This window comes from Citrobacter sp. Marseille-Q3906 (genome assembly GCF_916618775.1).
Lineage (GTDB): Bacteria > Pseudomonadota > Gammaproteobacteria > Enterobacterales > Enterobacteriaceae > Citrobacter > Citrobacter murliniae.
In genome coordinates this window covers 110,463-134,385 of sequence record NZ_CAKAKA010000002.1, presented here as the reverse complement: position 1 = coordinate 134,385, position 23,923 = coordinate 110,463, and the positions used below count along the sequence as shown (strand labels likewise).

General features: G+C 46.2%; 20 protein-coding genes and 1 pseudogene. 11 read left to right on the top strand and 10 right to left on the bottom strand.

The window, feature by feature from the left end:
• Window positions 1-80: 80 nt before the first annotated feature.
• The 3 genes from LG384_RS04950 to LG384_RS04940 all read left to right on the top strand — a co-directional run bounded on the left by LG384_RS04950 (window position 81) and on the right by LG384_RS04940 (window position 3,505).
• The gene (locus LG384_RS04950) at window positions 81-1,466 is read left to right on the top strand and encodes a diguanylate cyclase (RefSeq protein WP_045440326.1); all 1,386 of its coding nucleotides are present in this window, start codon (window positions 81-83) and stop codon (window positions 1,464-1,466) included.
• Between the two features lie 229 nt (window positions 1,467-1,695).
• On the top strand, window positions 1,696-2,790 hold the full coding sequence (locus LG384_RS04945; RefSeq protein WP_225760565.1) for a 4Fe-4S binding protein: 1,095 nt from the start codon (window positions 1,696-1,698) through the stop codon (window positions 2,788-2,790).
• Between the two features lie 205 nt (window positions 2,791-2,995).
• Window positions 2,996-3,505 carry a hypothetical protein gene (locus tag LG384_RS04940; RefSeq protein WP_225760564.1) on the top strand — a complete coding sequence of 170 codons (510 nt, stop codon included), beginning with the start codon at window positions 2,996-2,998 and terminating at the stop codon, window positions 3,503-3,505.
• A gap of 53 nt (window positions 3,506-3,558) precedes the next feature.
• Here LG384_RS04940 and foxA read toward each other — a convergent pair whose 3' ends face one another.
• The 6 genes from foxA to pepT all read right to left on the bottom strand — a co-directional run bounded on the left by foxA (window position 3,559) and on the right by pepT (window position 13,021).
• Complete coding sequence (foxA, locus tag LG384_RS04935; protein WP_200041934.1) at window positions 3,559-5,667, bottom strand: ferrioxamine B receptor FoxA; 2,109 nt, start codon at window positions 5,665-5,667, stop codon at window positions 3,559-3,561.
• Between the two features lie 121 nt (window positions 5,668-5,788).
• A complete protein-coding gene (locus LG384_RS04930) occupies window positions 5,789-6,772 on the bottom strand; it encodes a helix-turn-helix transcriptional regulator (RefSeq protein WP_048221984.1) in 984 nt (327 codons plus the stop codon).
• A gap of 190 nt (window positions 6,773-6,962) precedes the next feature.
• The gene (locus LG384_RS04925; protein WP_225760563.1) at window positions 6,963-8,555 is read right to left on the bottom strand and encodes a methyl-accepting chemotaxis protein; all 1,593 of its coding nucleotides are present in this window, start codon (window positions 8,553-8,555) and stop codon (window positions 6,963-6,965) included.
• Window positions 8,556-9,202: 647 nt separating this feature from the next.
• Window positions 9,203-9,832 carry a DUF2913 family protein gene (locus tag LG384_RS04920; RefSeq protein WP_048221986.1) on the bottom strand — a complete coding sequence of 210 codons (630 nt, stop codon included), beginning with the start codon at window positions 9,830-9,832 and terminating at the stop codon, window positions 9,203-9,205.
• Between the two features lie 574 nt (window positions 9,833-10,406).
• On the bottom strand, window positions 10,407-11,768 hold the full coding sequence (dcuC, locus tag LG384_RS04915) for a C4-dicarboxylate transporter DcuC (protein ID WP_045440317.1): 1,362 nt from the start codon (window positions 11,766-11,768) through the stop codon (window positions 10,407-10,409).
• A complete protein-coding gene (pepT, locus tag LG384_RS04910) occupies window positions 11,765-13,021 on the bottom strand; it encodes a peptidase T (protein WP_045440314.1) in 1,257 nt (418 codons plus the stop codon). The genes dcuC and pepT overlap by 4 nt, the downstream gene beginning before the upstream one ends.
• Before the next feature lie 1,111 nt (window positions 13,022-14,132).
• Between pepT and rclC the strand changes: the two genes are divergently transcribed.
• Together rclC and LG384_RS04900 are read left to right on the top strand one after the other, a co-directional pair.
• Window positions 14,133-14,693, top strand: a complete 561-nt coding sequence (gene rclC / locus LG384_RS04905; protein WP_370637137.1) for a reactive chlorine resistance membrane protein RclC — start codon at window positions 14,133-14,135, stop codon at window positions 14,691-14,693.
• Between the two features lie 43 nt (window positions 14,694-14,736).
• A complete protein-coding gene (locus LG384_RS04900) occupies window positions 14,737-15,198 on the top strand; it encodes a DUF302 domain-containing protein (RefSeq protein WP_225760561.1) in 462 nt (153 codons plus the stop codon).
• Window positions 15,199-15,341: 143 nt separating this feature from the next.
• On the opposite strand, the gene LG384_RS04895 is transcribed toward LG384_RS04900, so the two are convergent.
• Entirely contained in the window at window positions 15,342-15,905 is a 564-nt protein-coding gene (locus LG384_RS04895) for a DJ-1/PfpI family protein (RefSeq protein WP_200013312.1), read from the bottom strand.
• A gap of 401 nt (window positions 15,906-16,306) precedes the next feature.
• Here LG384_RS04895 and LG384_RS04890 point away from each other — a divergent pair, with 401 nt between their 5' ends.
• The 6 genes from LG384_RS04890 to LG384_RS04870 all read left to right on the top strand — a co-directional run bounded on the left by LG384_RS04890 (window position 16,307) and on the right by LG384_RS04870 (window position 21,981).
• Window positions 16,307-17,419 carry an agmatine/peptidylarginine deiminase gene (locus LG384_RS04890; RefSeq protein ID WP_225760560.1) on the top strand — a complete coding sequence of 371 codons (1,113 nt, stop codon included), beginning with the start codon at window positions 16,307-16,309 and terminating at the stop codon, window positions 17,417-17,419.
• Between the two features lie 376 nt (window positions 17,420-17,795).
• Window positions 17,796-18,476: a heavy metal response regulator transcription factor gene (locus LG384_RS04885; RefSeq protein WP_045440301.1), complete on the top strand. Its 681-nt coding sequence runs from the start codon at window positions 17,796-17,798 to the stop codon at window positions 18,474-18,476.
• 15 nt (window positions 18,477-18,491) lie between these two features.
• Window positions 18,492-19,949: a heavy metal sensor histidine kinase gene (locus tag LG384_RS04880; protein ID WP_225760559.1), complete on the top strand. Its 1,458-nt coding sequence runs from the start codon at window positions 18,492-18,494 to the stop codon at window positions 19,947-19,949.
• 65 nt (window positions 19,950-20,014) lie between these two features.
• A complete protein-coding gene (locus LG384_RS23305; RefSeq protein ID WP_255642487.1) occupies window positions 20,015-20,146 on the top strand; it encodes a hypothetical protein in 132 nt (43 codons plus the stop codon).
• 78 nt (window positions 20,147-20,224) lie between these two features.
• Window positions 20,225-20,809, top strand: a complete 585-nt coding sequence (locus tag LG384_RS04875) for a flavodoxin (protein WP_225760558.1) — start codon at window positions 20,225-20,227, stop codon at window positions 20,807-20,809.
• A 107-nt stretch (window positions 20,810-20,916) separates the two neighbouring features.
• Window positions 20,917-21,981: an alpha/beta fold hydrolase gene (locus tag LG384_RS04870; RefSeq protein ID WP_048221992.1), complete on the top strand. Its 1,065-nt coding sequence runs from the start codon at window positions 20,917-20,919 to the stop codon at window positions 21,979-21,981.
• A gap of 245 nt (window positions 21,982-22,226) precedes the next feature.
• Here LG384_RS04870 and LG384_RS04865 read toward each other — a convergent pair whose 3' ends face one another.
• The 3 genes and pseudogenes from LG384_RS04865 to LG384_RS04860 all read right to left on the bottom strand — a co-directional run bounded on the left by LG384_RS04865 (window position 22,227) and on the right by LG384_RS04860 (window position 23,860).
• Window positions 22,227-23,153 carry an alpha/beta hydrolase gene (locus LG384_RS04865; protein WP_225760557.1) on the bottom strand — a complete coding sequence of 309 codons (927 nt, stop codon included), beginning with the start codon at window positions 23,151-23,153 and terminating at the stop codon, window positions 22,227-22,229.
• A 33-nt stretch (window positions 23,154-23,186) separates the two neighbouring features.
• A pseudogene (locus LG384_RS23350) lies at window positions 23,187-23,279 on the bottom strand (hypothetical protein); the annotation flags it as partial.
• 62 nt (window positions 23,280-23,341) lie between these two features.
• On the bottom strand, window positions 23,342-23,860 hold the full coding sequence (locus tag LG384_RS04860; protein WP_225760556.1) for a DUF523 domain-containing protein: 519 nt from the start codon (window positions 23,858-23,860) through the stop codon (window positions 23,342-23,344).
• Between the last annotated feature and the right edge of the window lie 63 nt (window positions 23,861-23,923).

Genomic DNA, 23,923 nt, shown 5'->3' with positions numbered 1-23,923 from the left:
AGAGTTTAACTTGACCATCGTGACGTAATTGTCCGTAATACCGCCTGAATTTTTCAATCGTATTTTTGAGTGGCTGTGAGATGGAACAGGTTGATCCGGTAAACGACACATTACTCCTTTCGGAATGGCAGGCGCTGTTGCGCCAGACACCTCCTGAAGTTCACACGCTCCTGACATCATTAACCGATCAGGAGATCCGCCATTTAGTAACTGTTTTTTATGACTACATGCTCTCCCATGCTGAGAGCGCGTTATTCCTTAATACCGAACAGGTCAGCACCCGCCTCAGCGGCAGTATGTTTGACTGGCTTCGCAGCGTACTCGGCAGTGCGCAGGAAGATATTTCACAGTTGCTGGCGAAACAACGCAATATTGGCGTGGTCCATGCGCGAATTGGCCTACCAATCGATCTGGTTAATCGCGGCGCACGTAAGCTGAAAGATGAGCTGTATCGGGTACTTAAAAAGAAAGCAAACTACCCACCCGGCCTGTTAAGCGATGCCATCTGTTTCAGCAGCCTGGCAATGGACACCGCTCTGGAGGCCATGACGGTCTCCTACTCCCCAAGTTATCAAAACTCGATGCATACGCAGGAGCAGTATCGCCTGCAGACAATTTACGATGATGTCAACGTAGAGCGCGAGCGGCAAATCCGTTCATTTACCGACTGGGAAAACCAGTTTATCTACAATATAGCCACGGGGTTGCCCTCCGCGGAGATAGTTTTTCTGTCGAACTCTGATTTTGGCATGTGGTTTTCGCATAAGGGAAAACACATTCTTGGCAACAGCAATCTGCTGGCTGAGATGGAGTCGCTGATCGTAGAAATCGACGATCGCCTGACGCAGACATTGTCGAATCAGCAGCCGACAGAAGCCCAACGGATGAGTCTTTTACAGGATGTTCGACAGCTTTCTGCAAAAATGCATTTCCTTCTCGCCTCGATGTTTGAAGCGCTGGTCAAACAGGAAAATGGTAAAGACTCGCTGACTCAGTTGCTTAACCGTCGCTTTATTCCGACCATCATGCGCCGCGAAATCTCGCTGGCATTACATTCGCGTAAGCCTTTTACTCTGGCAATGCTGGATATCGACTACTTCAAGCAAATCAACGATCGCTATGGGCATAACACCGGTGATATCACGCTGAAGAACGTAGCGGCCATCATTTATGAACATATCCGCAGCAGCGATTATGTTTTCCGCTACGGTGGCGAAGAATTTATGATCCTGCTGGTTGAGTCGGATATTTCACAGGCGAATATTATTCTGGAAACCCTGCGTAAGAAAATCGCTGAGCTACGGATGGTGGCCTCTGCCGCTGAGTCGTTCTCTATTACCGTCAGTATTGGTATCGCCGAATATGACTATCATCCGGACTACAAGCAACTGGTTGATAAAGCCGATCGTGCACTCTACCTGGCGAAAAGTAATGGACGTAATCGCGTAGAGACTTATCAGGAATGACCCCAGGCATCCAGCTAAAGTAAGTGCCAAATAATAAATACCTCGTTCGAGGTATTTATTTGACCTGCGATAACTATCGGCTGTTATTTTTATGAAGGCATTTTAACGCTATAAAAATAACAGTCACTTAATAAGATGCAAATCAAATACACTATATCTATCTGGCGTTAGCATATCCCAGTGATGCATCCTCCTGTGTGGAGGAAATAAAGAGGGATAATACAACACCATGAACGGGAAAAAGAGAACTCGCTGGCAGCGCCGCCCCGGCACGACCGGAGGAAAACTACCGTGGAATGACTGGCGCAATGCCACCACCTGGAGAAGAGCCACCCAGTTTCTCCTGCTGTCCATCAATATCTACATTGGCGTAACGTTCTATTATTGGGTCCGCTATTTCGAAACCGCCGGCACCAGCGTTTATATTCCAAGACCTGGCGGCATTGAGGGATGGCTCCCCATCGCAGGGTTGATGAATATCAGATACACCCTGGAGACCGGTTATCTTCCGCCTGTTCATGCAGCCTCAATGTTGCTGTTAGTGGCATTTATCCTGATAAGCCTGTTGTTAAAAAAATCATTCTGCTCGTGGCTATGCCCGGTGGGTACGCTTTCAGAACTGATTGGCAATGTAGGGAAAAAGCTATTTGGACGCCATTTCAGGTTACCACGCTGGCTGGATATCCCGCTGCTCGGTCTGAAATATCTGCTGTTGAGTTTTTTCCTGTATATCGCCCTGTCAATGCCCGCACAAGGTATTCAGTACTTCCTGATGTCAGCTTATGGAATGATCATCGACGTTAAGATGCTCGATTTCTTCCGCAATATCGGCAGAGCTACGCTCATCTTCGTGATCGTTATCAGCGTCATGAGTTTATTTATCCGCAATGCCTGGTGCCGTTATCTGTGCCCCTATGGCGCACTGCTCGGCCTCTTCTCCTTGCTTTCTCCGTTTAAAATACGACGTAATGCAGACAGTTGTATAGACTGCGGAAAATGCGCGAAAAACTGCCCGTCAGCGATTCCAGTCGATCGTTTGATTCAGGTCAGAACCGTTGAATGTACCGGTTGTATGACCTGCGTAGAATCCTGTCCGGTGGCTTCAACGCTTACATTTTCACTAAAAACGCCGCCAGGATCGCAAGAAAACAGTAAACCCTTGTGGCGTCAAACTGCGCTTTCCGGTGTAGTCATGGCAATGCTGGTACTGAGTATCCTCTTCTCAGCTATCGGTTTTGCGGTCTATGCGAAGGTCTGGGACACGCCAATTCCTGATCATATGTATTTCCAACTGATACCCAAAGCCAGGATGATTGGGCACTAATAATCTGCACCACCACACCCGCTCCCATACCATACAAAAACCCTGCTAATTCTGGCAGGGTTTTCTGTTTATCATGCCACTTTAAGACTAATGAACTTGTGCCCCCGTCGCCCTGTTTATACAACCTTAAATATCAACTGTAATAACCCAATTTTTATTTCATTACAGGCAATAAGGGACCACAATAATGTTCGGGAATAAAATCGTGACTAAAATAAAACTGACGCTGGTATTACCTGTTTTTCTTGCTGGCTGTACGATGAGTGACGGGGAATTAAGAAACGCCTACGCTAACCATTATCAGCAACCTGCCACTTATGTTGAAATCTATAAGCAAAAAATAGCCGGGATGGATATCGATGCGTTAACCCAATATGCCGCAGCTGAAGAGAAGAAAAAGATGCGTGGACAGCCGAGGCTGAAAGTTGACGACTCTATTACGGTTGAAAATATTCAGGCTAAAGGCAATCGGGTGGTGTTTGATTACTCTCTGTCAGAAATCTGGCTGGCGCTGCCCACAAATAAGCAGCTGGAACAACAAGCAATCATGAAAAAAGATCTGATTTATCGTACCTGCTCACTGGAAACGGTACGCCTGGCCCAGGCGAAGGGGCTGGAAGAAGAACATAACTATTACAGCCAGTATCCCAATAAGCTCTCCTTTACCCTGAGAACCAACGCCCAGATTTGTATCGATAACGGTTTTACTCAGTAATCTCGCTGATCCCTGGATTGCCCGGCGAGACTCACGCCGGGCCATTTATGCTATCAGAACTTCCAGGACACGCTGCCGACAATACTACGTTCAGCACCAAAGTAGCAGTAAGACAGTGAGTTACAGGCCGCAACGTAACGTTTATCGGTCAGGTTATTGACGTTGAGCTGCGCGCTCACCCCTTTCAGGCCGATATGCGTTAAGTCGTAGCCAATCGCCATATCCACCAGTGTGTATGAAGGTAGAGTGTGGGTATTCAGACGATCGCTGGTAATGCCATTGACATAACGCACGCCAGAACCCAGCGTCAGACCATCCAGCGGGCCGCTTTTCACATCGTAACTCAGCCAGCTACTGGCCTGATTACGCGGCGCATAAACAGCGCGCTTACCTTGCTCTTCCGGACTGCTTTTCTTATAGCGAATATCGGTGTAGGTATACGCCGCCTGCAAACGGAAGTTATCTGTTAGCTGACTAATCGCCTCCAGCTCCACACCCTCGGATTCAATTTCCCCAATTGAACGGTACGGATCGGTCGGCTCTTCTTTGGTGGCGATATTGGTCTGATTGATGCGGAAAACCGACGCACTAAACTGGCTGTTCAGCCCTTCTGGTTCATATTTCAACCCGGCTTCCCACTGTTTGCCCTTCATTGGCTCCAGCAGGTTACCGTTTTCATCAGCAAAACTGGTCGGCGTGAAGGCGGTAGAGTAGCTCACGTATGGGGCTAAACCGTTATCAAACAGATAGAGCAGAGCGGCGCGGGTGCTGAAGTTGTTTTTATCCAGATCGCTACGCGAGTCGTTGATCTTATCAATATTTGACACACTGACCTGATCGTAACGACCGCCCAGAGTAATACGCCAGCGATCCCAGGACATCTGATCCTGCAGATAATAGCCCGTCTGGCGCAGTTTGTGTTTTTCACGCGCATACATACTGATGTAATCCGGCTTCGCTCCATACACCGGATTAAAGGCATCTATTGGCGGGAATGCGCCGTAGTAGCCAGTGGTATTATTGCTGCGATCCTGATAGTCGATCCCCACCAACAGACGGTGGTTCACCTGCCAGGTATCAAAACTACCATCAAGCTGGTTATCCAGCGTAATTGCCGACATTTTCTCATCGGATCCAGAATAGCCGCGATTGAGTTCAGTCTCATTCAGCCAGCCTGCCGCATAAACCTGGTTCAGTTCGACATCGGTATGTAAATAACGCAGCTTTTGCCGCACCGACCAACCGTTGTCAAACATGTGTTCAATGTTGTAACCCACCATGTTTTCGCGGCGATCGTATTTGTCGTAATCATCTTCACCTTCGAAGAAAGTGTTAGAGATCTTCTGACCATAGTGGGGAACCACGGTGCCATCATAAGGCAAACCTGAGTGGCTGCCACCTTCCGGATCACGATGCAGATAGGCCATCAGGTCAAGGCGTGTCTGGTCGGTGATCCGCCAGGTCAGGCTTGGCATCAGCGCATAGCGTTCTTCTTTCAATGGACCAAACTGCGAGTCCGCGTAGCGCGTCATTCCGCTCAGACGCGCTGCCACACGATCGTTATCATCCAGAGCGCCAGTCACATCAAAGGCTGCGCCGCGCTGATTGTTGTTCCCGGCAAATAACTTCACTTCCCCGCCAGGGTCAAACGAGGGTTTACGTGATGTCAGCGCAACAATACCGCCCGGAGAGGAGCGGCCATACAGCACGGATGCCGGACCACGAACCACTTCGATGTTTTCAAGGAACCAAGGATCGACGACCAACGAGCTGTGAGAGTTGGTATCGCCCATCATTTTCAGGCCATCGAGATAGACGTTGTCGAGGCTACCATCAGAGAAACCGCGCAGCACAATGTAGTCAAAACGGTTCGAAGCGCCAATCTGGTTGCTGTACACCCCTGGTGTATAGCTCACAGCCTGACGCACACTGGTTGCCCCTTGCTCTTCAAACTGTTCGCGGGTGATGATAGACACCGACTGCGGGGTTTCAATATCCGGCGTGGCAAGCTTGGTTGCACCACTTTGCATCTGCGAGGTGACAACCACCGTATCGTTTTTTGTTGTTTCCTGCGCCAGCAGAGGAAAAGCCACGCTGCCGGTTACCCATCCCACCAACAGCGCCAATCGAGTCTTAGCGAACATGAACATCTCCAAAGGCATTTCTAATTGTAAATAAGAATTATTACCTTTTTGGTGGCGAAGATAGCTATGCCGGATGCCAGGTTGCGTATGCGCAGTGCCAAAATGTTAGTCTCGACTTCGCACAAAGCAGAAAAATGGATTAGCAAAGTTTGAGTACATCGCCAGGCGGAAAACCATAGCGACGACGAAAGGCGGTAGAAAAGTTAGTGGCGTGCTGATAACCCGACATCCATGCCGCCTGCTGAACGCTGTACCCTTCCAGCAAATAGCCGCGCGCACGTTCCAGACGACAATCGCGCAAATAGTCAAAAACCGAACAGCCGTAGGCTGCCCGAAATTTACTGCGCAAACTGCTGGGACTCATCGCCGCTCGCTGGGCCAGATCGTTTAGCGTGTAGTCATTCTCCGGCGTCTGTTCCAGCAGACGACGAACGATCTCCAGCCGTTGTTGTTCACCATTGGCAGGCTGATATTTACCGCTCTCCATCTGGCACACGCTCAGGCCGTGACCGAACAGCTGTAAAATAAGTCCTTCCAGCATCAGTTGCCGGGGCACGCTACCGAGCGTACTCTGCTGCGCATACTGTAATCCGCTAAGCAAAAAGCCCGGAACCTGCCAGATAAGCGTTGGCGTCTGGCATCTTTCCCACTCACGCATCAACGACTCGAGCAATCCTGTGCGCCATGCGCCGTCGGGATACAGTCCCAGCGATAACGTACGCAGTTTGCAGTCAGCATGGTGGCGGGCACTCATCGTTTGATGTTCACTCAGCCGGGAGCTAAATGCCATGCCGGAACGCACCACATGCTCCTGCCCGTTGAGCGTCAGTATCACGCACCCTTCCAGTACCACCAGCATATACAGAGGACTGCTGTGGCGGGAGGTTGTTTCATAAGGTTGCAGCACCTGTACGTCGGAATGGGTCACGCACATACCGCAAGGAAGTGTCATCTCCTCAACTTCCCCTTGCAGCACGGCGCAGGAATGCGGTAAATCCGGTTTTTGCTTCAGCATCGGAAAGCGGTAATCAATACCGTAACGCTCGCCAAAATCCATAAATTCACTAACGGAGAAAATTCGTGCTAAGCGTCCGGAAGCATTTTGGGCGGTGGTGTTGTTCATGCTGTCTTATGCATAGGAAATGGGATTAACTCGTTGTGCAACATTACCATTACCCGCAGGGCACAACAACAATAATGAGAATTATTATCAATAATGTTACAACATGAGTCCCCTGCCAGGTATCGTTTCGGGCGTTGCCCCGAGCATCTCACCAGACTGAATAACTGCTGATGAGATGATCATTTCCCTACTAACGTATGCTGTCGCTCCCGTTGAGGCCCTCTTCTTGATTTACCTCTACCTGAAATACAGCCACTGCCTGCGATAGCATTGCCGACTGTTCTTCCACACTGCCTGTCGTTGCGGCAATCTCTTCCACCAATGATGCGTTTTGCTGGGTTACCTGCTCCATTTGAGTGACAGCGACCCGGATTTGCTCTATGCCGCTATTTTGTTCGCCTGAAGCTCCGGATATATCTTCCATCAATATATTGATGTTACGTATTGCCTCCGCAATATTCGCCATCATGACACCACTGTTTTCGGCTATTTCTACACCTTCTTTGACGCTGATTGCCGCTCTGGCAACTAAGTCCGTAATTTCCTTTGCTGAAGCAGCGCTGCGTTGGGCAAGAGTCCTGACTTCGCTAGCCACAACGGCAAATCCACGACCTGATTCGCCTGCACGAGCGGCTTCCACTGCTGCATTTAGTGCGAGGATATTGGTCTGAAAAGCAATACTATCAATAACATTCGATATTTCGCTTACGCTCTGCGCATTGCGGCTAATCAGATGGATCTTCTCAACCATTTCACTCATTAAGCGTTCGCCACGCAATGCCATTTCGGTACTTTCATTCGTCATGGCGGATGCCTGGTGTGACTTATCGGTATTATTCTTTGTTGTTGCGGATATCTGTTCCATACTGGCAGCCGTCTCGACGACAGCTGCAGCCTGCTGTTCCGTTCTGGTAGACAAGTCTGTATTACCTGTCGCTATCTCCTGCATACCGATATTAATAGACTCGACACCATCACGAATCGTTGTGACAGTCTCCCGAAGGCCATTCTGCATATTTTGTAAATTCAAACATAACAGACCAATTTCATTGTTACTCTGTACCTTAACAGGATGACTCAGATCGCCTTTACCAATCCGTGAAAAATGTTCAGATACTGTTCGTAATGGTAGGATGATTGTGCGGTTCAACCAGATATTACAAATAAAAAAGATGAAAATCGTAAACGCCAGGATCACCGATATTTTAATTATTGATGAATTAAACTGGGAGTGTGTTTGCCCTACGATCTTCTCACTGATCAACATTGTTGATTTATAATAGCTAGCCAGTTGGCTATCAAAATTTTTACGCGAAGCGAGCAATTCATTATTTAAATTTATTGATGCATCAGCGATACGTCCGCTCGATATAACTTCATTTAACTGATCGATATGTTTTTTTTCAAAATCCATTTGTTGTTCAAAGGCAGTCTTGATGATTTTTCCTGCCTGCGGATCATCCGTCGTCAATCCAGGTATGTCCCAGAAAACATTGAACTCTTGTCTTGCATAAGCAATCTCATCCTGTGCTTGTTTTAATGTCTGTTGCACATCAGCAGAATCATGCAATTGAATATTATCAAGCATGCCCCTTAATTTATTAATAGATCCAGTGATACTATGCAGTGAATCCTGCTCTCTTACTATATTATGTAGTAAAAGCGTACTTTTCTGTGTGTTTTTGAGATCTAATAACTCCAGTCCATTAGAAAAAAACTGCATAAATGTAAATAACAACAATAGTAATAACAGGCTGGTTTTAACCTTCATATTTTTTAACATTTAAACATCTCCATAACAATAAAAACATCTTCTATGACTTAATTGTTATCGACTCAGCCCGTAATACCTTAACCTGTAAAATGGTTAATTATTAGAAAGTTTCCCACTATTTACACTATGATATAGTAAAGTACACAAGTATACACACTGCGGCATACAGTATACTTCTGGTACCTGAAAGAATAAAATTAAAGCAAGTGAACATTAATATCATTTATGTATTAAGCAACGGCACCTAATTTGAGTACTTTGAGACGCTAAGAATGCCTGAGCTGTTTGTATTGATTTAAACGAAGGTGATGTCAGAATCAGAGAATATAGACGATAACACTTCCCGGACTGCCTGGTGGAACCCTTAGCCAGGATAACGAATCAACAGCGATCGGTGCCATCTCATTCTCAAATCTCAACAAGGGTGTATTATCATCCGGGACCGATGTGCTTTCACATATTTCAATAATCCCCCTAAAGGATATAGACACACTGGCAGGAATATCAGATAACTTTACCCATTCATCAGTAACCACTAACTTTCGCGTAAACATCACTTGGTCCTTTACTCGTGATTTATAGTCGATATTTTTATATTCAGATAAAAAGACATTCTCCGCTCTAAAAATATTCAGTATGTATTCGTTAGTGAAACCTTATTCATCTAAAAGAAACTGAAAGTAATAAAACTCATTTGAAGTGTGTTTCACAAACTCAACCGGAAGGTTATTTTTGATGAAAAGTGATTTAGCGAACTCAACATCACCATAAACCCGGACACAGAATGGCTTTAAGATCTCACCCTGAATACCAAAGCATTCTTGTAGCCGAGCATCATCCATAAAGATAAAATTGCCGTTTCTAACTTTAATTTTATCATCCAGATCACGCCACTTCCCTGGGGTGAGCAGAAAACTCTCCCACCCATTGTTTCGCAACACTTCAATAGCATGGGTAAATTTAAAATAATAATTCTGTATTGTCACATCGCTACTCGATGTAGAATATAAGTATTCTATTTTAAATTTAAGTTGTGCATTGAGACTTTTTTTCTTTCCTTCATCAATCAGCCATTGCAGTTCATTAGCGATACTCTTTGGAAAGAGCTTCCTCTTTTTTGCAATTGCCAACCAGTTCATAATAAAAATATGCTCTGACATTTTAGAGTAAATTCTATTATCCATTATTGCGATGCCTATTGCGACTAACGCACTCCAGGTAAACGTTTCAAGCTCATCCTGATAATTATGTCTCAACTGACTGACTTTTCCTGAATCACTTACCACTTAAAACCCACCTACACAAATCATCATTACATTTAAATCCTGTATTACTCCATTTAAAAAAATACTACAATTAAAACCATCAAAATATGATCCAGATTAATTTATTTCCATGTAAAAAAACCACATAAATAACATATTACATTTCTTAACCTTTCATCTTTTTATGAAATGGTAAAAAATAATAAGAAGAATACGATAAAGATGAAAACTAATAATACTCAAAGGCAATTAATACCACGAAATATTGTAGACCCAACTATCATAAAAACTCAAAAACCGCTCATTAGCGGAAGTTTTCCTGACATATCCCACCAGCAACGCTCAGAAAACGATCAGCCACCCATCACGCAGACATTAAGTCTCCTGATGAAATCATTTTATTGCATACCTTTACGACAGAAGTCATAAAATGATCAGGATGGGCTTTAAATGAAATTTAATATAGAGGCATCAATAATATTAAAGATATAAATTTCCCTTTATTCATAAAAATGATGAGTTAAGGTTCCTGTTCTGGCCCCAAAAACCCCCTTCCGCGTTCTACAAGCCGGAAGGGTTCTTTTAGCAGGAGCGATTAATAGAAGATACCGATAATCAGGGTATGCGTGATAAAGCCTACAATTAACGGCACAGCGGTACGTTTAACTACATCGAAAGGGGTGATCTTCGCACCACTTGAAACAGCAATCACCACGCCGGATACAGGTGAAATAGCCCGCCCCATATGAGATGCCTGCTGCATAGGCAGGATCATCGCAACAGCATTAGCCCCCATACTTGCAGCAATTTGAGGAATAAGCTCAACAAACGCCAGGAAAGGCGCATTACCTGACCCCATAATGATCGCGGCAGCAAGCGTCACCAGTGCAAACACAACCGCCATTGCAAATGGTGGTAATCCAACGTGTTCTGCCATCAGAATTAACTGATCAATCGCACCAATGACCTTAATACCATGCGCGAATACCCCCGCAGCAACCAGCAGACCGACCACACCGGTAAACGCGGTTCCCATTCCTTTCAAAAAGTGGCTGAATCCTTCGCATACTGACTTTAAATCACGGGTCCGTAACCACTCAATCAGCATACAAATAGCCATGGAAATGAGGACGATGGTGATAATGTTCAGGTTAATGCCACTGACAAACATTGCGGATGAACCTACCGCCATCAATATCGGCAGCATGGGGAGCAGCGCATAAAAAGCCGGTGCTTTTCCTGAGTCGGTAACCTCAGCGGTACCTATTTCCCGTGGTAAAGTCCCCGCTTTACGATCGCAATGCCGCTGCCAGAAGAAATGACAGACCCCCACGACCAAAACGGTTGCAAGCGCAGCAGGCCCTTGATGATAGACAACATATTCCACCACATCCATATTAACGGCCTTAGATCCCCTGATGGCATCTATCGCTGTTGGGGTGTACGCCACACCAAGCGAGGTCGCAATCACTCCCGCAGCAGAGGCCGCGGAGAGCCCTAATCCCAGCATAATAGGGAACATCGTCCCCATCAGTAACACCGCGAGTCCGGTGGCTGAAGGGATGGCCAATTGAAGAAGGCTGGCAAGCAGGTAGGAGAAAAAAAGTAAAATATATGGCGACCGCAGCGCCCGTAATGGTTTCGTTACTACACGCACCACTGCTTCATTCGCCCCGATATGATCCATGTAATGCGCAAATCCCATTAACGCCATAATCATCAGACCAAGATCGGCAGCGCGCGTACTGAAAAGATCGCGCATAACTTCGAAAGGATCGAGAAATGAAATTCCCGTACCGGCAACCCCTTTCGGCAATACAGACCCCCATCCAGTCAATCCGGTACAAATCATCAACACCAAACCCGCAATGAATAACACCGGCTCAGCGCGATAACCTTTCAGGATCAGACGGGCGACGACAACAATAACCAAAAGGGCAATAAGTACCTGAATCATGACTGAGTTCTCCGCTCCGCGAACTCAGCAAAGGTTTCCTCAATGACTGCCACAACGACATCACTGGCAGCGCGCAGAGAACGTACCGGCAGGTATTCATAAATTGAATGAAAATTATGGGCACCGGTAAAAATATTCGGACAAGGCAATCCTTTCTGAGAGAGAACCGCACCATCATAGCCGCCACGCATAGCTACCGGTGCCGGTGTAATACCACATTTCTGATAGGCGCGTAGAGCAATATCAATGGGGTAGTGAGCATTGCCCTGCAGACTATTAAAAACATTCGCATAGCGATCGGATAAGTGGCAGACCACGCTATTTTCACCCCAAAGCATATTGGTGCTCTGTGCAAGTTGCCGAATAAATTCCATCCGTGCCTGATAGCCTTCTTCACTGAAATCACGAATATCCAGCTTGAGCACCGTGCGGGCACTGTTGCCTTGTAGTTGTTTCACCCAATAATAACCTTCACGCCCTTCCGTATATTCAGGCGCTTCTCCTCCTGGGAGCATAGAAATGAACTTATGGGCCATCAGCAGAGAGTTTTTAAGCTTGCCTTTGGCTGACATAGGGTGTGCAGACTGACCGGTAAAGATAATTTCTGCATCGCCTGCATTCCAGTTTTCATAAACAAACTCACCAATTCCACAGCAATCCAGGGTATAGCCAAAGTCAGCACCAAATGCCGAAACATCAAAGGCTTTTGCCCCCCGTAAGCCTTGCTCCTCATCAGGCACAAAACCGACTTTCACAGTGCCATGCTTAATTTCTGGATGTTCAACAAGGTACTGCAGCGCATTCATAATAGCCGCGATAGCGGCTTTATCATCCGCTCCCAAAAGACTGGTTCCATCTGTCACGAGAAGGTCATCACCGATATAATTTTTCAGTTCAGGGAATTCACTTTCACGAAGATAAATATTCAGCTCTTTGTTCAGACACAAATCGCCGCCACTGTAGGGGAGACGTTGTGCATTCGTATTCGCGGTCTGTTCTGCACTGGTATCCAGATGACCAAAGAAAGAGACAACTGGAACGCTATCGTCAGTATTCCCGGGCAATGTTGCCGTCACGATAGCAGTATCTCTAACCTCGATGTTTTCCATTCCTAATGCTTCAAGCTCTGCTGCAAGCAGCTTTGCCAGCACCATCTGGCCAGGGGAAGAAGGCATTATCCCGTTTGCACCGTTTTCCCTTGAAGTCGTTGTATTGATTTTGGTGTAGTTAATAAAGCGTTCAACAATATCCATTGTGGGACATCCTTTAATGTATTATTTACGAGGTACTGCGAGAGGAGACCTGCATGCAGCGCGAGCCAGATAAAACCGGAGAGTAAAAAACAGTGCCTATCCCTGAGCGCCTATTTGTGGGGATTTCGACAACAAATGCTATGTTCAAAACAAATCATTTTATATTTTTCAATGAGCAAATTTTCAAAAACAAAGTGCAACGCTGTTGCACTAATCTAGGAATACCCACTTAATGAATTAAAATCCGTGAACAAAGTCACATTTATTTTAATGGTTAAAAATACCTATCACACTGAAAACAAGGAAATTATAAGCCCATCTTTATTATACCCCTGTATATAAGACCACAACAAAACAATTCACCTTCAAATAGAAACGCGCTGGTACTATTGAGCCTTAATATATCTGTACACAGAAAATATCGCAGCATTATAAACTTACGTCGCTAATCATCATATTAGCCATAATAATGTTTACCCGTGTAGTGAATATTTTATTGCATAGACGTAAAAAAAAACCTCTACCCTGAGAAGAGATACAGAGTAGAGGCAATACGGGTGTTAAGGACAGATTTATTGTTTTAGTGATAACGGAAGAGCTTCTTGCAGGATCAAGTATACACAATTTATTACAGAGAGAAAATTCTTAAAATAGTATTTACTACCTTTACTGAGTTTATAATAAACAATAGCTTATCAAAAACAGGATTTCACACCCAAGAATATTAAACCATATTAATCTATTATGTAAGTTAGTGAAGACCAACACTCTTGTATTGGTACAGATAGCCCAGCAGATACTGAAGAAATATAAAATAAATTAATACATTAATCTCTTCATTACATAACGAGAATTTAAAGTTATCAGTCTAATTACCCTCATTTTGAACGACATCTATCAACACAAGCCGCCATTTCCAATTTACACTCTCAATTATAATTTACTTTATTGCAACATTAAAATTACATTCAGAAATGTGAGGTCAAGTACGTTAATTTATAAAAAAGACTCCTGAACAAAAAGCATGGACGTCAGAACAGGGTCTACTCGTGGACTACTGATATAAAGGATTGTGTTTAATACCCAAAAGGAAAATCCAATGCTCAATGATATCTACAAATATATTTCAACAAAAGAAAACATAGGCGTTAACCTGTGTCGTATTTCCATTGCCATTGTATTTATGTGGATTGGTTTATTGAAATTTATACCTTATGAGGCAGACAGCATAGTCCCCTTTGTTGCTAACAGCCCATTTATGTCATTCTTTTACAATGATCCCATGAACTATGCACAGTTTATGAATCATGAAGGCGAATTAGTCGAAGCTCATCGTGCTTGGCATAATGCAAACAATACCTACGGATACTCAACTGGATTAGGCGTCATAGAAGTAATATTTGCATTGCTCATTCTGTCTCATTACATTTCGCCAAAAACTGGATTCTGGGGAGCAACCATGGCGTTCCTGACACCTTTTGTAACGTTAACATTCCTGATATTTACGCCAGAAACGTGGGTGCATGGTGCTGATGCCCATACAGGGTTTCCTTATCTTTCTGGTGCCGGCCGACTAGTACTGAAAGATACAATAATGCTAGCCGCAGGATTTATCGTAATGGTGCACTCAGCAAAGTGTATCGTCAAAAGAGAGAGTCAGAGAAAAAGTTAGTATCTGCAAAAATTTTTTCGCACTCTGACTTATGGAGGTAATAATGCAACATTTTATCAAAAAAGGCCTCATATTATTGGTTCTATATATCTCTGCAACAATAACAGGATATGCTGAAAATAATAACGCTGACACTATGCAAAAAAATTTTAGTGCTTATAACTATCCGCAAACAAGAGAACATTTAATAAACGCAATTAACCGCAATAACCTGGTGTTATTTGGTGAATTTGACCACGCAAAAGCAGCCCAGAGTGTCCAGTTAACAATGCCACCGACAACAGTGCTTGTCTTTGGAACCCCTTTAGCAGGGACACCATTAATGCTTGCACATCCTGATCTGGCTCTTGATCTACCGTTTCGGGTTCTGATTAGCCAGCAGCAAGATGGACGGGTTTTAGTAAGCTATCACCCAATGGAAAGTCTACAAGTCCATGGTCTTGATACGGCATCGGTTAACACACTAAAAAAACTCGAAAAACTCGTTCAAAATGCGATTCGGTAATTTTTGTCTCGTCGTATTCCGATTTCTGCTCCTTCACCAGAGAAAAGGCACCTGCATATATTGGTGCCTCATTTATAAACAATCATGATGCCCCAATCGGTATAGCCGAACAGGTTATACCGACTTTCTACTCAACGGGCCTCTTACTTCGATAATACTTCGACAAATTTAGCCAGCCACTCAGGATGCGCAGGCCATGCAGGTGCCGTAACCAGATTGCCATCGACGTATGCCTGGTCAATCCCGATATCTGCGTAATGTCCACCGCTCAACCGAATCTCCGGCGCACAAGCTGGATAGGCGCTGCATGTACGGTTTTCTAACACCCCTGCTGCAGCCAGAATCTGAGGGCCGTGACATACGGCGGCAATAGGTTTACCCGCCGCGTTAAAGTCTTGCACCAGTTGAATGACATCAGGGTTCAGTCGTAAATACTCGGGGGCACGTCCTCCGGGGATCAGTAATGCATCATAATCTGTTGCCCGCGCATCAGTAAAATTCGCATTCAGGGTAAAACGGTGCCCTGGTTTCTCGCTGTACGTCTGTGCCCCATCAAAATCATGAATGGCGGTCTGAACATAATCCCCCAGGCTTTTATCTGGACAGACAGCGTCAACCTGATGACCTAACATTTTTAGCGCCTGAAAAGGAACCATAGTTTCGTAATCTTCGACATAATCTCCGACCAGCATCAGTATCTTCTTCATTTCCGTCCCCGCCCATGGTTATTCATGATGAGAAATAATGGCCATCTTTACTATAGTCTACCGGCAAAAAGTTATTTGAAAATCCACCCCGAGACCTGCGGAACATTCGGGCAGATCACACTCTGCTCAGCAACCCGCTGTCAGACGGCGCGGTTACTCTACTGACAAGACAAATACAGCGAATAAATATAAATTATATATAAATATATAGTTGAGAAATTTTAATATCATCCATTTTTTCTCATTATATAAAACAGAGCAATTGCAAGTTATAACACCTGTGTTATATTCCGCTCAGGTTTTCATATCACCTATATTATTAATAATATACTCGTGTTATTTACCATCTATTATTATTCTGTTCACCGTATATCGGGTGAATAATCACAAAGGGTTTCCCCATGATGACAAGACGTTCGTTCGTCAAGCAGAGTCTGGTAACTTCAACGAGTATGTTACTCGCCAGTATGATGGGCTGCAGCTTCAGTAAATTAGCCAGTGCTGCAGAACGCCGCCGATGGCAAATGCCGGATGAAGGCGCACCTCATGCGGCAACCTGGATGGCGTTTGGCGCCAGTGCGAATATCTGGGAACCTCATCTGCTACCAGTGGTTAGGGAAAATCTGGCGACAATCGCAAAAACCATCGCCGCATTTGAGCCAGTGAATATGCTGGTACGCGAAGAGGACAGCGACCTGGCAGCACAGCTGTGCGGGTCGACGGTCAACCTGTTGATTCATCCGATTGACGATCTGTGGATCCGCGACACCGGACCAGTGTTTGTGAATAATTCTAGCGGGGAGCACGGAGGCATTGGGTTTAACTTCAACGGCTGGGGTGATAAGCAAGAGCACGCTCGAGATGCTGAAGTGGCAGAATTCGTTACAGATTACACTAGGGCCGCGTTTATTCGCTCATCACTGGTGCTGGAAGGTGGTGGGATTGAGGTCGACGGCGAAGGCACGGCGATTATCACCGAGAGCTGTGTTATTAACCCGAATCGTAACCCCGGCGTCAGCAAAGCCGAGTGTGAAAGAGAGCTGAAGCACCTGCTAGGGCTGGAAAAAATCATCTGGTTACCCGGCATTGCCGGGAAAGATATTACCGACGGACATACGGACTTTTATGCCAGATTCACTCACCCAGGTACGGTGGTGGCGGGACTTGAGCAGGATCAGTCCTCATTTGATTACGCCGTAACCAGACGTCATCTGGAAATCTTGCGCGCCGCAACGGATGCAAAAGGACGGCGCCTGAAGGTGATCACGCTGGAAGGCCCTTCCGCTATCCGTCCAGCCTACGCAAGCAATGATTTCGCCGCAGGTTATATCAATTTCTATGTCTGCAACGGTGCGATTATTGCACCGGAATTTGGCGATAAACGCACTGACCGCAATACTCGCGATATTTTGCAGGAGTTGTTTGCTGAACGTGAAATTATTCAACTCAATATCGACGGCATCGCGGCAGGTGGCGGTGGCATTCACTGCACTACCCAGCAGCAACCTCGCTAGCGCCAATCAGCAATCTGACTTTTGCTATCGCAGAAATTGTAGCGGCACAGTAAATTTATGCCGCTACAAACACAGCATTCAACATCCCTTTCAGGTAAAAATAACGATTACATGCCCCTGTCCGGTTTATGAGTTTCGTTCATAGCGCCTATTTAATGTGTGTAATTATCTTTCATCCCGACATCGTTAGTCTTAGATGTACACGCGGATAAGCACTAATCAAGCTTATGAAACAGTCAGACTGACTGGCATTGTCACTTAAGACCGAATCTGTAACTGACAGAAATGTCAGAAAAATGTCAGCCAGCTGTTGGGGCTGAATAATTACCATCCCCCGGGTGCGGCTGCTGAACGGACAGCGAATGGAGGAAACTGGATGAGGTTACTTTTAGTAGAAGACGAAGAAAAAACATCTACCTACCTCAGCCGTGCGCTGGGCGAGTCTGGATTTACGGTAGATGTCTCAGCAGATGGTGCAGAAGGCCTCCATTACGCGCTGGAGTTCGACTACGACGCGATAATCCTTGATGTGATGTTGCCGGGGATGGATGGCTACCGGGTACTCGAGGGCGTACGGGCTAGTAAACAGACCCCCGTGTTAATGTTATCTGCTCGAGGGTCGGTCGACGAGCGCGTTAAAGGGCTTCGACTTGGTGCTGATGATTATCTTCCTAAGCCCTTCTCACTCATTGAATTGGTGGCGCGTATTCAGGCGCTGGTACGTCGCCGGTCAACGGATGGAGCCGACATCACCCAACTTCAGATCTACGATCTGCATCTTGATCTACTGGCTCGCCGTGTGTTTCGTGCAGGAACGCGACTGGAACTGACCGCGAAAGAGTTTTCCCTGTTGAGCCTTCTGGCCCGTCATCAGGGGGAAATTCTGTCAAAGATGATGATTGCTGAGCAGATATGGGACATGAATTTTGATAGCGATGCCAACGTGGTTGAAGTTGCTATTAAACGTCTGCGGGCCAAAGTTGATGCTCCGTTCGGCATAAAATTACTACATACCGTACGTGGTATGGGATACGTTCTCGAAGTCAGGCCAGAATAAATGAAGAGGATAAGCATGCTTAAGCGCTCCATATCCGTCCATCTGGCACTGATGTTTGCGTTATCCGCTCTGCTGATTCTCTCCGTTATCGGTATAACACTACGAAGCTCGCTGCATGACTCATTGCAAAAACAGATACACAACGAGCTACTGTTTCGTGAATCATTAATGAGCCCGTGGATCACTGCGCGAACTTCTCTTGACGGCTGGTCTACGCTTGCCAGTAAATTCAACATGTTAACCAATTCAGAAGGCGAACTTGTTCGCTACTGGGTAGTGAGTGATAACCCACATTTTAGCGTAGGCGGAACACCGCCGACTGGGATCCAGTGGTCTTCTTTACGGGAGGGGTTTAATAAAATGCCCGGCGCATCCGAAGGGGCATGCTCACTTCATTTGTTGGTAAAAACAATCCCCGCCAACGGCGAAAGACCTGAGTTGCGCTATGTGGTTGCCATCGACTCCACTCCGTATATGGGCACGCTTGATGCATTCACGCGCACCCTGCTGATTATTGCCGCTCTGGGGGTGTTTATTGTAGCGCTGCTGGGTTATATGGTCTCAAGGATCGGCCTACGTCCGCTAGGCGCACTCAGTAAACAGGCACAGCAGCTCGCTCCGGGAGACCACGGCCAACGCCTTGATACCAAAGCACTACCAAAAGAATTGCAGCAACTCGCTTCATCATTTAACGGGGTGCTGGAACGGCAGCAGGTAGCCTGGCGACAGCTCGAAAGTTTTAACGCTGATGTAGCCCATGAACTTCGTACGCCGCTGACCAACCTGATTGGCCAGACGCAACTGGGGTTGTCACGCCGACGTTCGCATGATGAGTTGGAAGAGCTTTTAGGTTCGAATCTCGAAGAGCTTGAGCGTATGACGTCGATCGTAAACGACATGCTTTTTTTGTCACATGCTCACGCGGGTGAACACGCTTCCCAGCTTATGCAGGTTTCCCTGCGTCAAGAGACCCTTAAAACAGCGGAGTATGTAGAGCCTTCCTTTGCTGAAAAACAGCTTTCCCTTGATATTGAAGGTGACGTCACCGCGCATATCGACCGACGGCTGTTCCACCGTTCACTTGCAAATTTACTGGAAAACAGTGCAAGACATTCGCCATCCAACAGCACGGTTACCGTTCGGTTGAGCGAAACGAATAATCACGCCTGCGTTGAAGTTTCTAACCCGGGTGCTCCCATTGCGCCGGAACATTTACATCGGCTTTTTGAACGTTTATATCGCGTCGATACTTCCAGAGCCAGGAGCGATACCCATCACGGGCTGGGTTTATCAATCGTACGTGCCGTCGCCATTATGCACCAGGGGGACGTCTTTGCGCGTAGTGAGGACGGTATCAACACATTTGGTGTCACGTTTGCAATGCAGCCGGATAACGCATTCAGCCACACTCCCCCCGGGACAGAGCCAGAAATAAGATTAACTGACACAGATGTCAGGGGGTCGTCAGCCTGAAGACATGTCCCACTCTTTAGAATCATCGCAGGCTATCTTTCCCATCCTTGATAAGGACGCTTTGCATGACTCGATATTTACCTTACCCCGCACTGTTACTGCCCTTCTCTACGTTTTCTTCCTGGACAGCGATACTGCTGACCTTTGGTTTTAATCTCTCGGCAAATGCTGCACCCGCTGGCGCAGTTTCGGCGTGAATATGGCGAAAATGTTGCAGCCATTCGCGTTGAAGAAGCATTGGAATGGGCGGTGGCAAGCAAACAGAGGAGTGAGTTATGGAGCATGATTCCACCCGAAGAATGTTACTTACAGCGTTTGCCGGGCTCACACTGGCGAACGTTTCTCTGGCTTCAGCGGCAACTGGAAACGCAAACGTGCGGGGCAATAGCCGCATTCTGGTAGCGTACTTTTCTCGTAGCGGGAACACACGGGTGGTTGCGGGTATCATTCACCGAAGCCTGAATACCGATCTGTTTACAATCGAGCCGGAGAAACCTTATCCGGAAGACTATTTTCAGACCGTTGAACAAGCAAAAAATGAACGGGCCCGGGGAATTAAACCGGCATTAAAAAATAGCGTCGCAGATATCGAACGTTATGAGGCCGTGTATTTAGGCTTTCCCGTCTGTAGCACCAGTGTGCCACCCATAGTACAAACCTTTCTGAGCAGCCATAACCTCGAGGGAAAATTACTCATCCCCTTTATCACCCACGGCGGTTACGGTAAAGGGGACAGCGACGGCATCCTTGCAAAACTTGCCCCAACCGCGCGCCGGGAAAAACCGCTGGTCATTGAATGCGATCAGGAGCGGAGAACCACAGAGATGGTAACTAACTGGTTAGAGACAATACGTAGCTAATCGTTCGTATTCATGAACCGGACAAATAAGGGTATTCATCGGAACGAAATTATCGCCAGGGCCAACTCAGATATTATTAAGCTGCAAACATAACAGAGGATGTAATCTTGAAGACAATCTTAAAAGCGCTGGCCATCAGCGTGATAGCGGGTGGTCTGGCGGTTCAGTCGGTGTATGCAGAGCCATTAATCATTCAGGAACAAGGAAGCTTTTCTGCTGGCGGCGCTATCATCGCAGCACCAGGTACATTTAACGCGAAAAAACCACTGGATTCTGCTGGTCAAACTTATCATGGTGATCATGCGTCTGTTTTCTACCAAATTCCGGAAAATCCGCATAAATACCCTATTGTCATGCTGCACGGCGCAGGTCAGTTTTCCCGTACCTGGGAAAGCACACCGGACGGTCGCGAAGGGTTTCAGAATATATTCCTGCGCCGTGGGTTCTCTACTTATCTTGTCGATCAACCGCGTCGGGGCAGCGCCGGGCGCTCTACAGTAGAAGGTACTGTCACGCCAAAACCCGATGAGCAGATGTGGTTTAATCAGTTCCGTGTTGGCGTGTGGCCTGAGTATTTTAAAGGCGTTCAGTTCTCTCACGACAAAGAGGCACTGAATCAGTATTTCCGTCAGATGACTCCGAATACAGGGCCGTTTGATATCAATGTAATTTCTGATGCGATGTCCGCAGTAGTGGATAAATCCGGTCCGGCTATCCTCTTCACCCACTCTCAGGGTGGCGGGCCAGGCTGGTATACCGCGATGAAAAACGACAAGGTCAAAGCCATTATCGCCTTTGAGCCAGGCAGCAGTTTTGTTTTTCCGGAGAAAGAATTACCGGCACCAATGCCAAGTGCTTTCGACACGCTGAAAGGTGAACCTGTTCCAATGGAACAGTTTATGGCACTGACTAAAATCCCGATTCTGATTATTTACGGCGATAACATACCGGATAAACCCGTGGCGATGCCCGCGCAGGACAGCTGGCGAGTACGCCTGGCAATGGCTCGTGAGTGGCGCAACGTGGTGAACAAACACGGCGGGGATGTGACGGTTACGCACCTTCCGGAGATAGGGATCAAAGGCAATACTCACTTCCCGTTTTCTGATCTGAATAATGTTCAGATCGCGGATTTAGTAAGCCAGTTCCTGAAAGAGAAAAAACTGCAGTAGCACGAGAAAATATTGAGCCTCCAGTGATGAAGGCGCAGAACGAATATCCTATTTATAAAGATTTTCTCTGGTTTGAAGTAGTCTGATCTCAGTTGTGAGACTTTCAAATCAGGCTATCTGCTGTGAGCGAGAAACTGCGTTGCGCTAATAACATCAGGCATAGTTTAATCATACATATCGGGGTGGGTAGTCGCCCAACCCGCTCGAATCTGAAAACTTGTGCAATTTCCCAGGGCTGCATATCCTTATTCAGGGCTAATGTTGCCTGCATTTTTAGACAAAAATTGAGAAATGGCATCAACTATACCGGGCGCAAGAGGAAGTGATGGGTCTGTATAAGCAGCAATATTTTCTTGCCTGTTATCTGAAGTAACCGGCTTTAATACGTGATTTGTATCAGGAAACATTACAACAGTTGCTCCAGGGTTTGCTGCTGCAAGTTCTCCTGCGTTGTTTTTATCCACCTGAATATCTCGTTCTCCTTGTAAGATCAATATCGGTTTAGTTACAGCCTCTATCATTTGGCTCGGGTTGTATGTAAAAAGGTCTATAAGAAATCCCTGAACTGAAGGATTGAATATACTTTGTAATACGGGGGGCATATTTTCAACATCGATATATTGGCCCTGTTCAAGCGCATCGATAACTTTACCCCCCAGCGTTTGAAGAGTCGCGTCCTCTAGATTTGTTTTGAACTGATGCCGCAAAACTTCGCTCAGGGGGCGTGATGGTGTTGCGACCAGGATTATGCCAGAGATCTGATTTTCCTGAGCTGAAGCTAGTGTAACTATCCCACCTTCGCTATGTCCAAGGAGCCAAACACATTTTGTATTGAATCGGCGGTTCAGAATGTTCAACCACGACCGAATATCGTCGACATAATCTTTCAAGACTACCGAGTTCGCATCCATAACTGCTGATAAACTGCCAAACATGCCACGTTTATCAATTCTTAACACCGCTCTGCCTTTTTTAGCCAACCCTTCCGCAAGAAGTCGGTAAGTCCCGGCATTGACGCCAAGCGGATTATTGCCCTCACGATCAGTGGGTCCTGAGCCAGGAACGATCAAAATAATATTCTCAGGATTTGGAGAAGAACTGAGTAAAGTGCCTTTAAGGGGGCCCAGTGGACCGGGTGCTTCCAGGAAAGTTTCGTAAGGTAAATTCGTCATAAGTTTGACTCAATGGGAGGAGTAGCCCTACATTTAACAGCCTTTACTTTTAAAAAAAATCAATCTTGCCTCGTTTAAACTAAAAGTATTAGCCCCGCCAGAGTAATCAGGATTTTCAAACTGAACAAGATCATCTTCTCATTCACAGATTGGCACGAAGCGGTCTGAACTAAGACGGATGATACCCGTTAAGAGCGGGAAGCGGACGCTAACTCAAAATCTCTGTCCTTAATCCAGGAAATAAGCTCCACAACCTGTGTATCTGAAAATACTTTTATACCATGCTCTGAGAGTAGCGATGCCGCAACTCCCATACCTGATTTACGCTGGCCACTGAAAGAGCCGTCATAAATAAACTCGACACCACATGTTGGACTGCCGTCAGTTAACAACGCAGCGGTGCAACCAGATTCCAGTGCCGTGCGCAATGCCAGCCAGGCTGCGAGTCGATATTGTTCCGTAACATCTCGCCCCGTGTTCTCTATTATTCTGGCTCGCCCTTGCATCACATCTGTGCCGCAAGCAGAAATAATCTCTGCCGGTGGGCGTGGCACAGGCAACCCGGCAGCCATTTCGGGGCAGTGAATTACCAGACGTTGTTCTTCTTGCCAGCGAGCAAGTTGAGCCGTCACCTGTGCTTTCTCACTTCCGTTATAACGGACTTTTAACCCCATCAGGCAGGCACTTACCAGTATTTTATTTACCATCGTTTTTTTCAATTTATGTACAGAACATTTTGATCATAACACTTCGTCACGATGCATTAATTA

Bases quoted from the DNA above. Each gene is read 5' to 3' on its own strand.
- LG384_RS04950 (WP_045440326.1), top strand. From the start codon at position 81: ATGGAACAGGTTGATCCGGTAAACGACACATTACTCCTTTCGGAATGG.
- LG384_RS04945 (WP_225760565.1), top strand. From the start codon at position 1,696: ATGAACGGGAAAAAGAGAACTCGCTGGCAGCGCCGCCCCGGCACGACC.
- foxA (WP_200041934.1), bottom strand. From the start codon at position 5,667: ATGCCTTTGGAGATGTTCATGTTCGCTAAGACTCGATTGGCGCTGTTG.
- LG384_RS04930 (WP_048221984.1), bottom strand. From the start codon at position 6,772: ATGAACAACACCACCGCCCAAAATGCTTCCGGACGCTTAGCACGAATT.
- LG384_RS04925 (WP_225760563.1), bottom strand. From the start codon at position 8,555: ATGTTAAAAAATATGAAGGTTAAAACCAGCCTGTTATTACTATTGTTG.
- dcuC (WP_045440317.1), bottom strand. From the start codon at position 11,768: ATGATTCAGGTACTTATTGCCCTTTTGGTTATTGTTGTCGTCGCCCGT.
- pepT (WP_045440314.1), bottom strand. From the start codon at position 13,021: ATGGATATTGTTGAACGCTTTATTAACTACACCAAAATCAATACAACG.
- LG384_RS04900 (WP_225760561.1), top strand. From the start codon at position 14,737: ATGCAACATTTTATCAAAAAAGGCCTCATATTATTGGTTCTATATATC.
- LG384_RS04895 (WP_200013312.1), bottom strand. From the start codon at position 15,905: ATGAAGAAGATACTGATGCTGGTCGGAGATTATGTCGAAGATTACGAA.
- LG384_RS04890 (WP_225760560.1), top strand. From the start codon at position 16,307: ATGATGACAAGACGTTCGTTCGTCAAGCAGAGTCTGGTAACTTCAACG.
- LG384_RS04885 (WP_045440301.1), top strand. From the start codon at position 17,796: ATGAGGTTACTTTTAGTAGAAGACGAAGAAAAAACATCTACCTACCTC.
- LG384_RS04880 (WP_225760559.1), top strand. From the start codon at position 18,492: ATGCTTAAGCGCTCCATATCCGTCCATCTGGCACTGATGTTTGCGTTA.
- LG384_RS23305 (WP_255642487.1), top strand. From the start codon at position 20,015: ATGACTCGATATTTACCTTACCCCGCACTGTTACTGCCCTTCTCTACG.
- LG384_RS04875 (WP_225760558.1), top strand. From the start codon at position 20,225: ATGGAGCATGATTCCACCCGAAGAATGTTACTTACAGCGTTTGCCGGG.
- LG384_RS04865 (WP_225760557.1), bottom strand. From the start codon at position 23,153: ATGACGAATTTACCTTACGAAACTTTCCTGGAAGCACCCGGTCCACTG.
- LG384_RS04860 (WP_225760556.1), bottom strand. From the start codon at position 23,860: ATGGTAAATAAAATACTGGTAAGTGCCTGCCTGATGGGGTTAAAAGTC.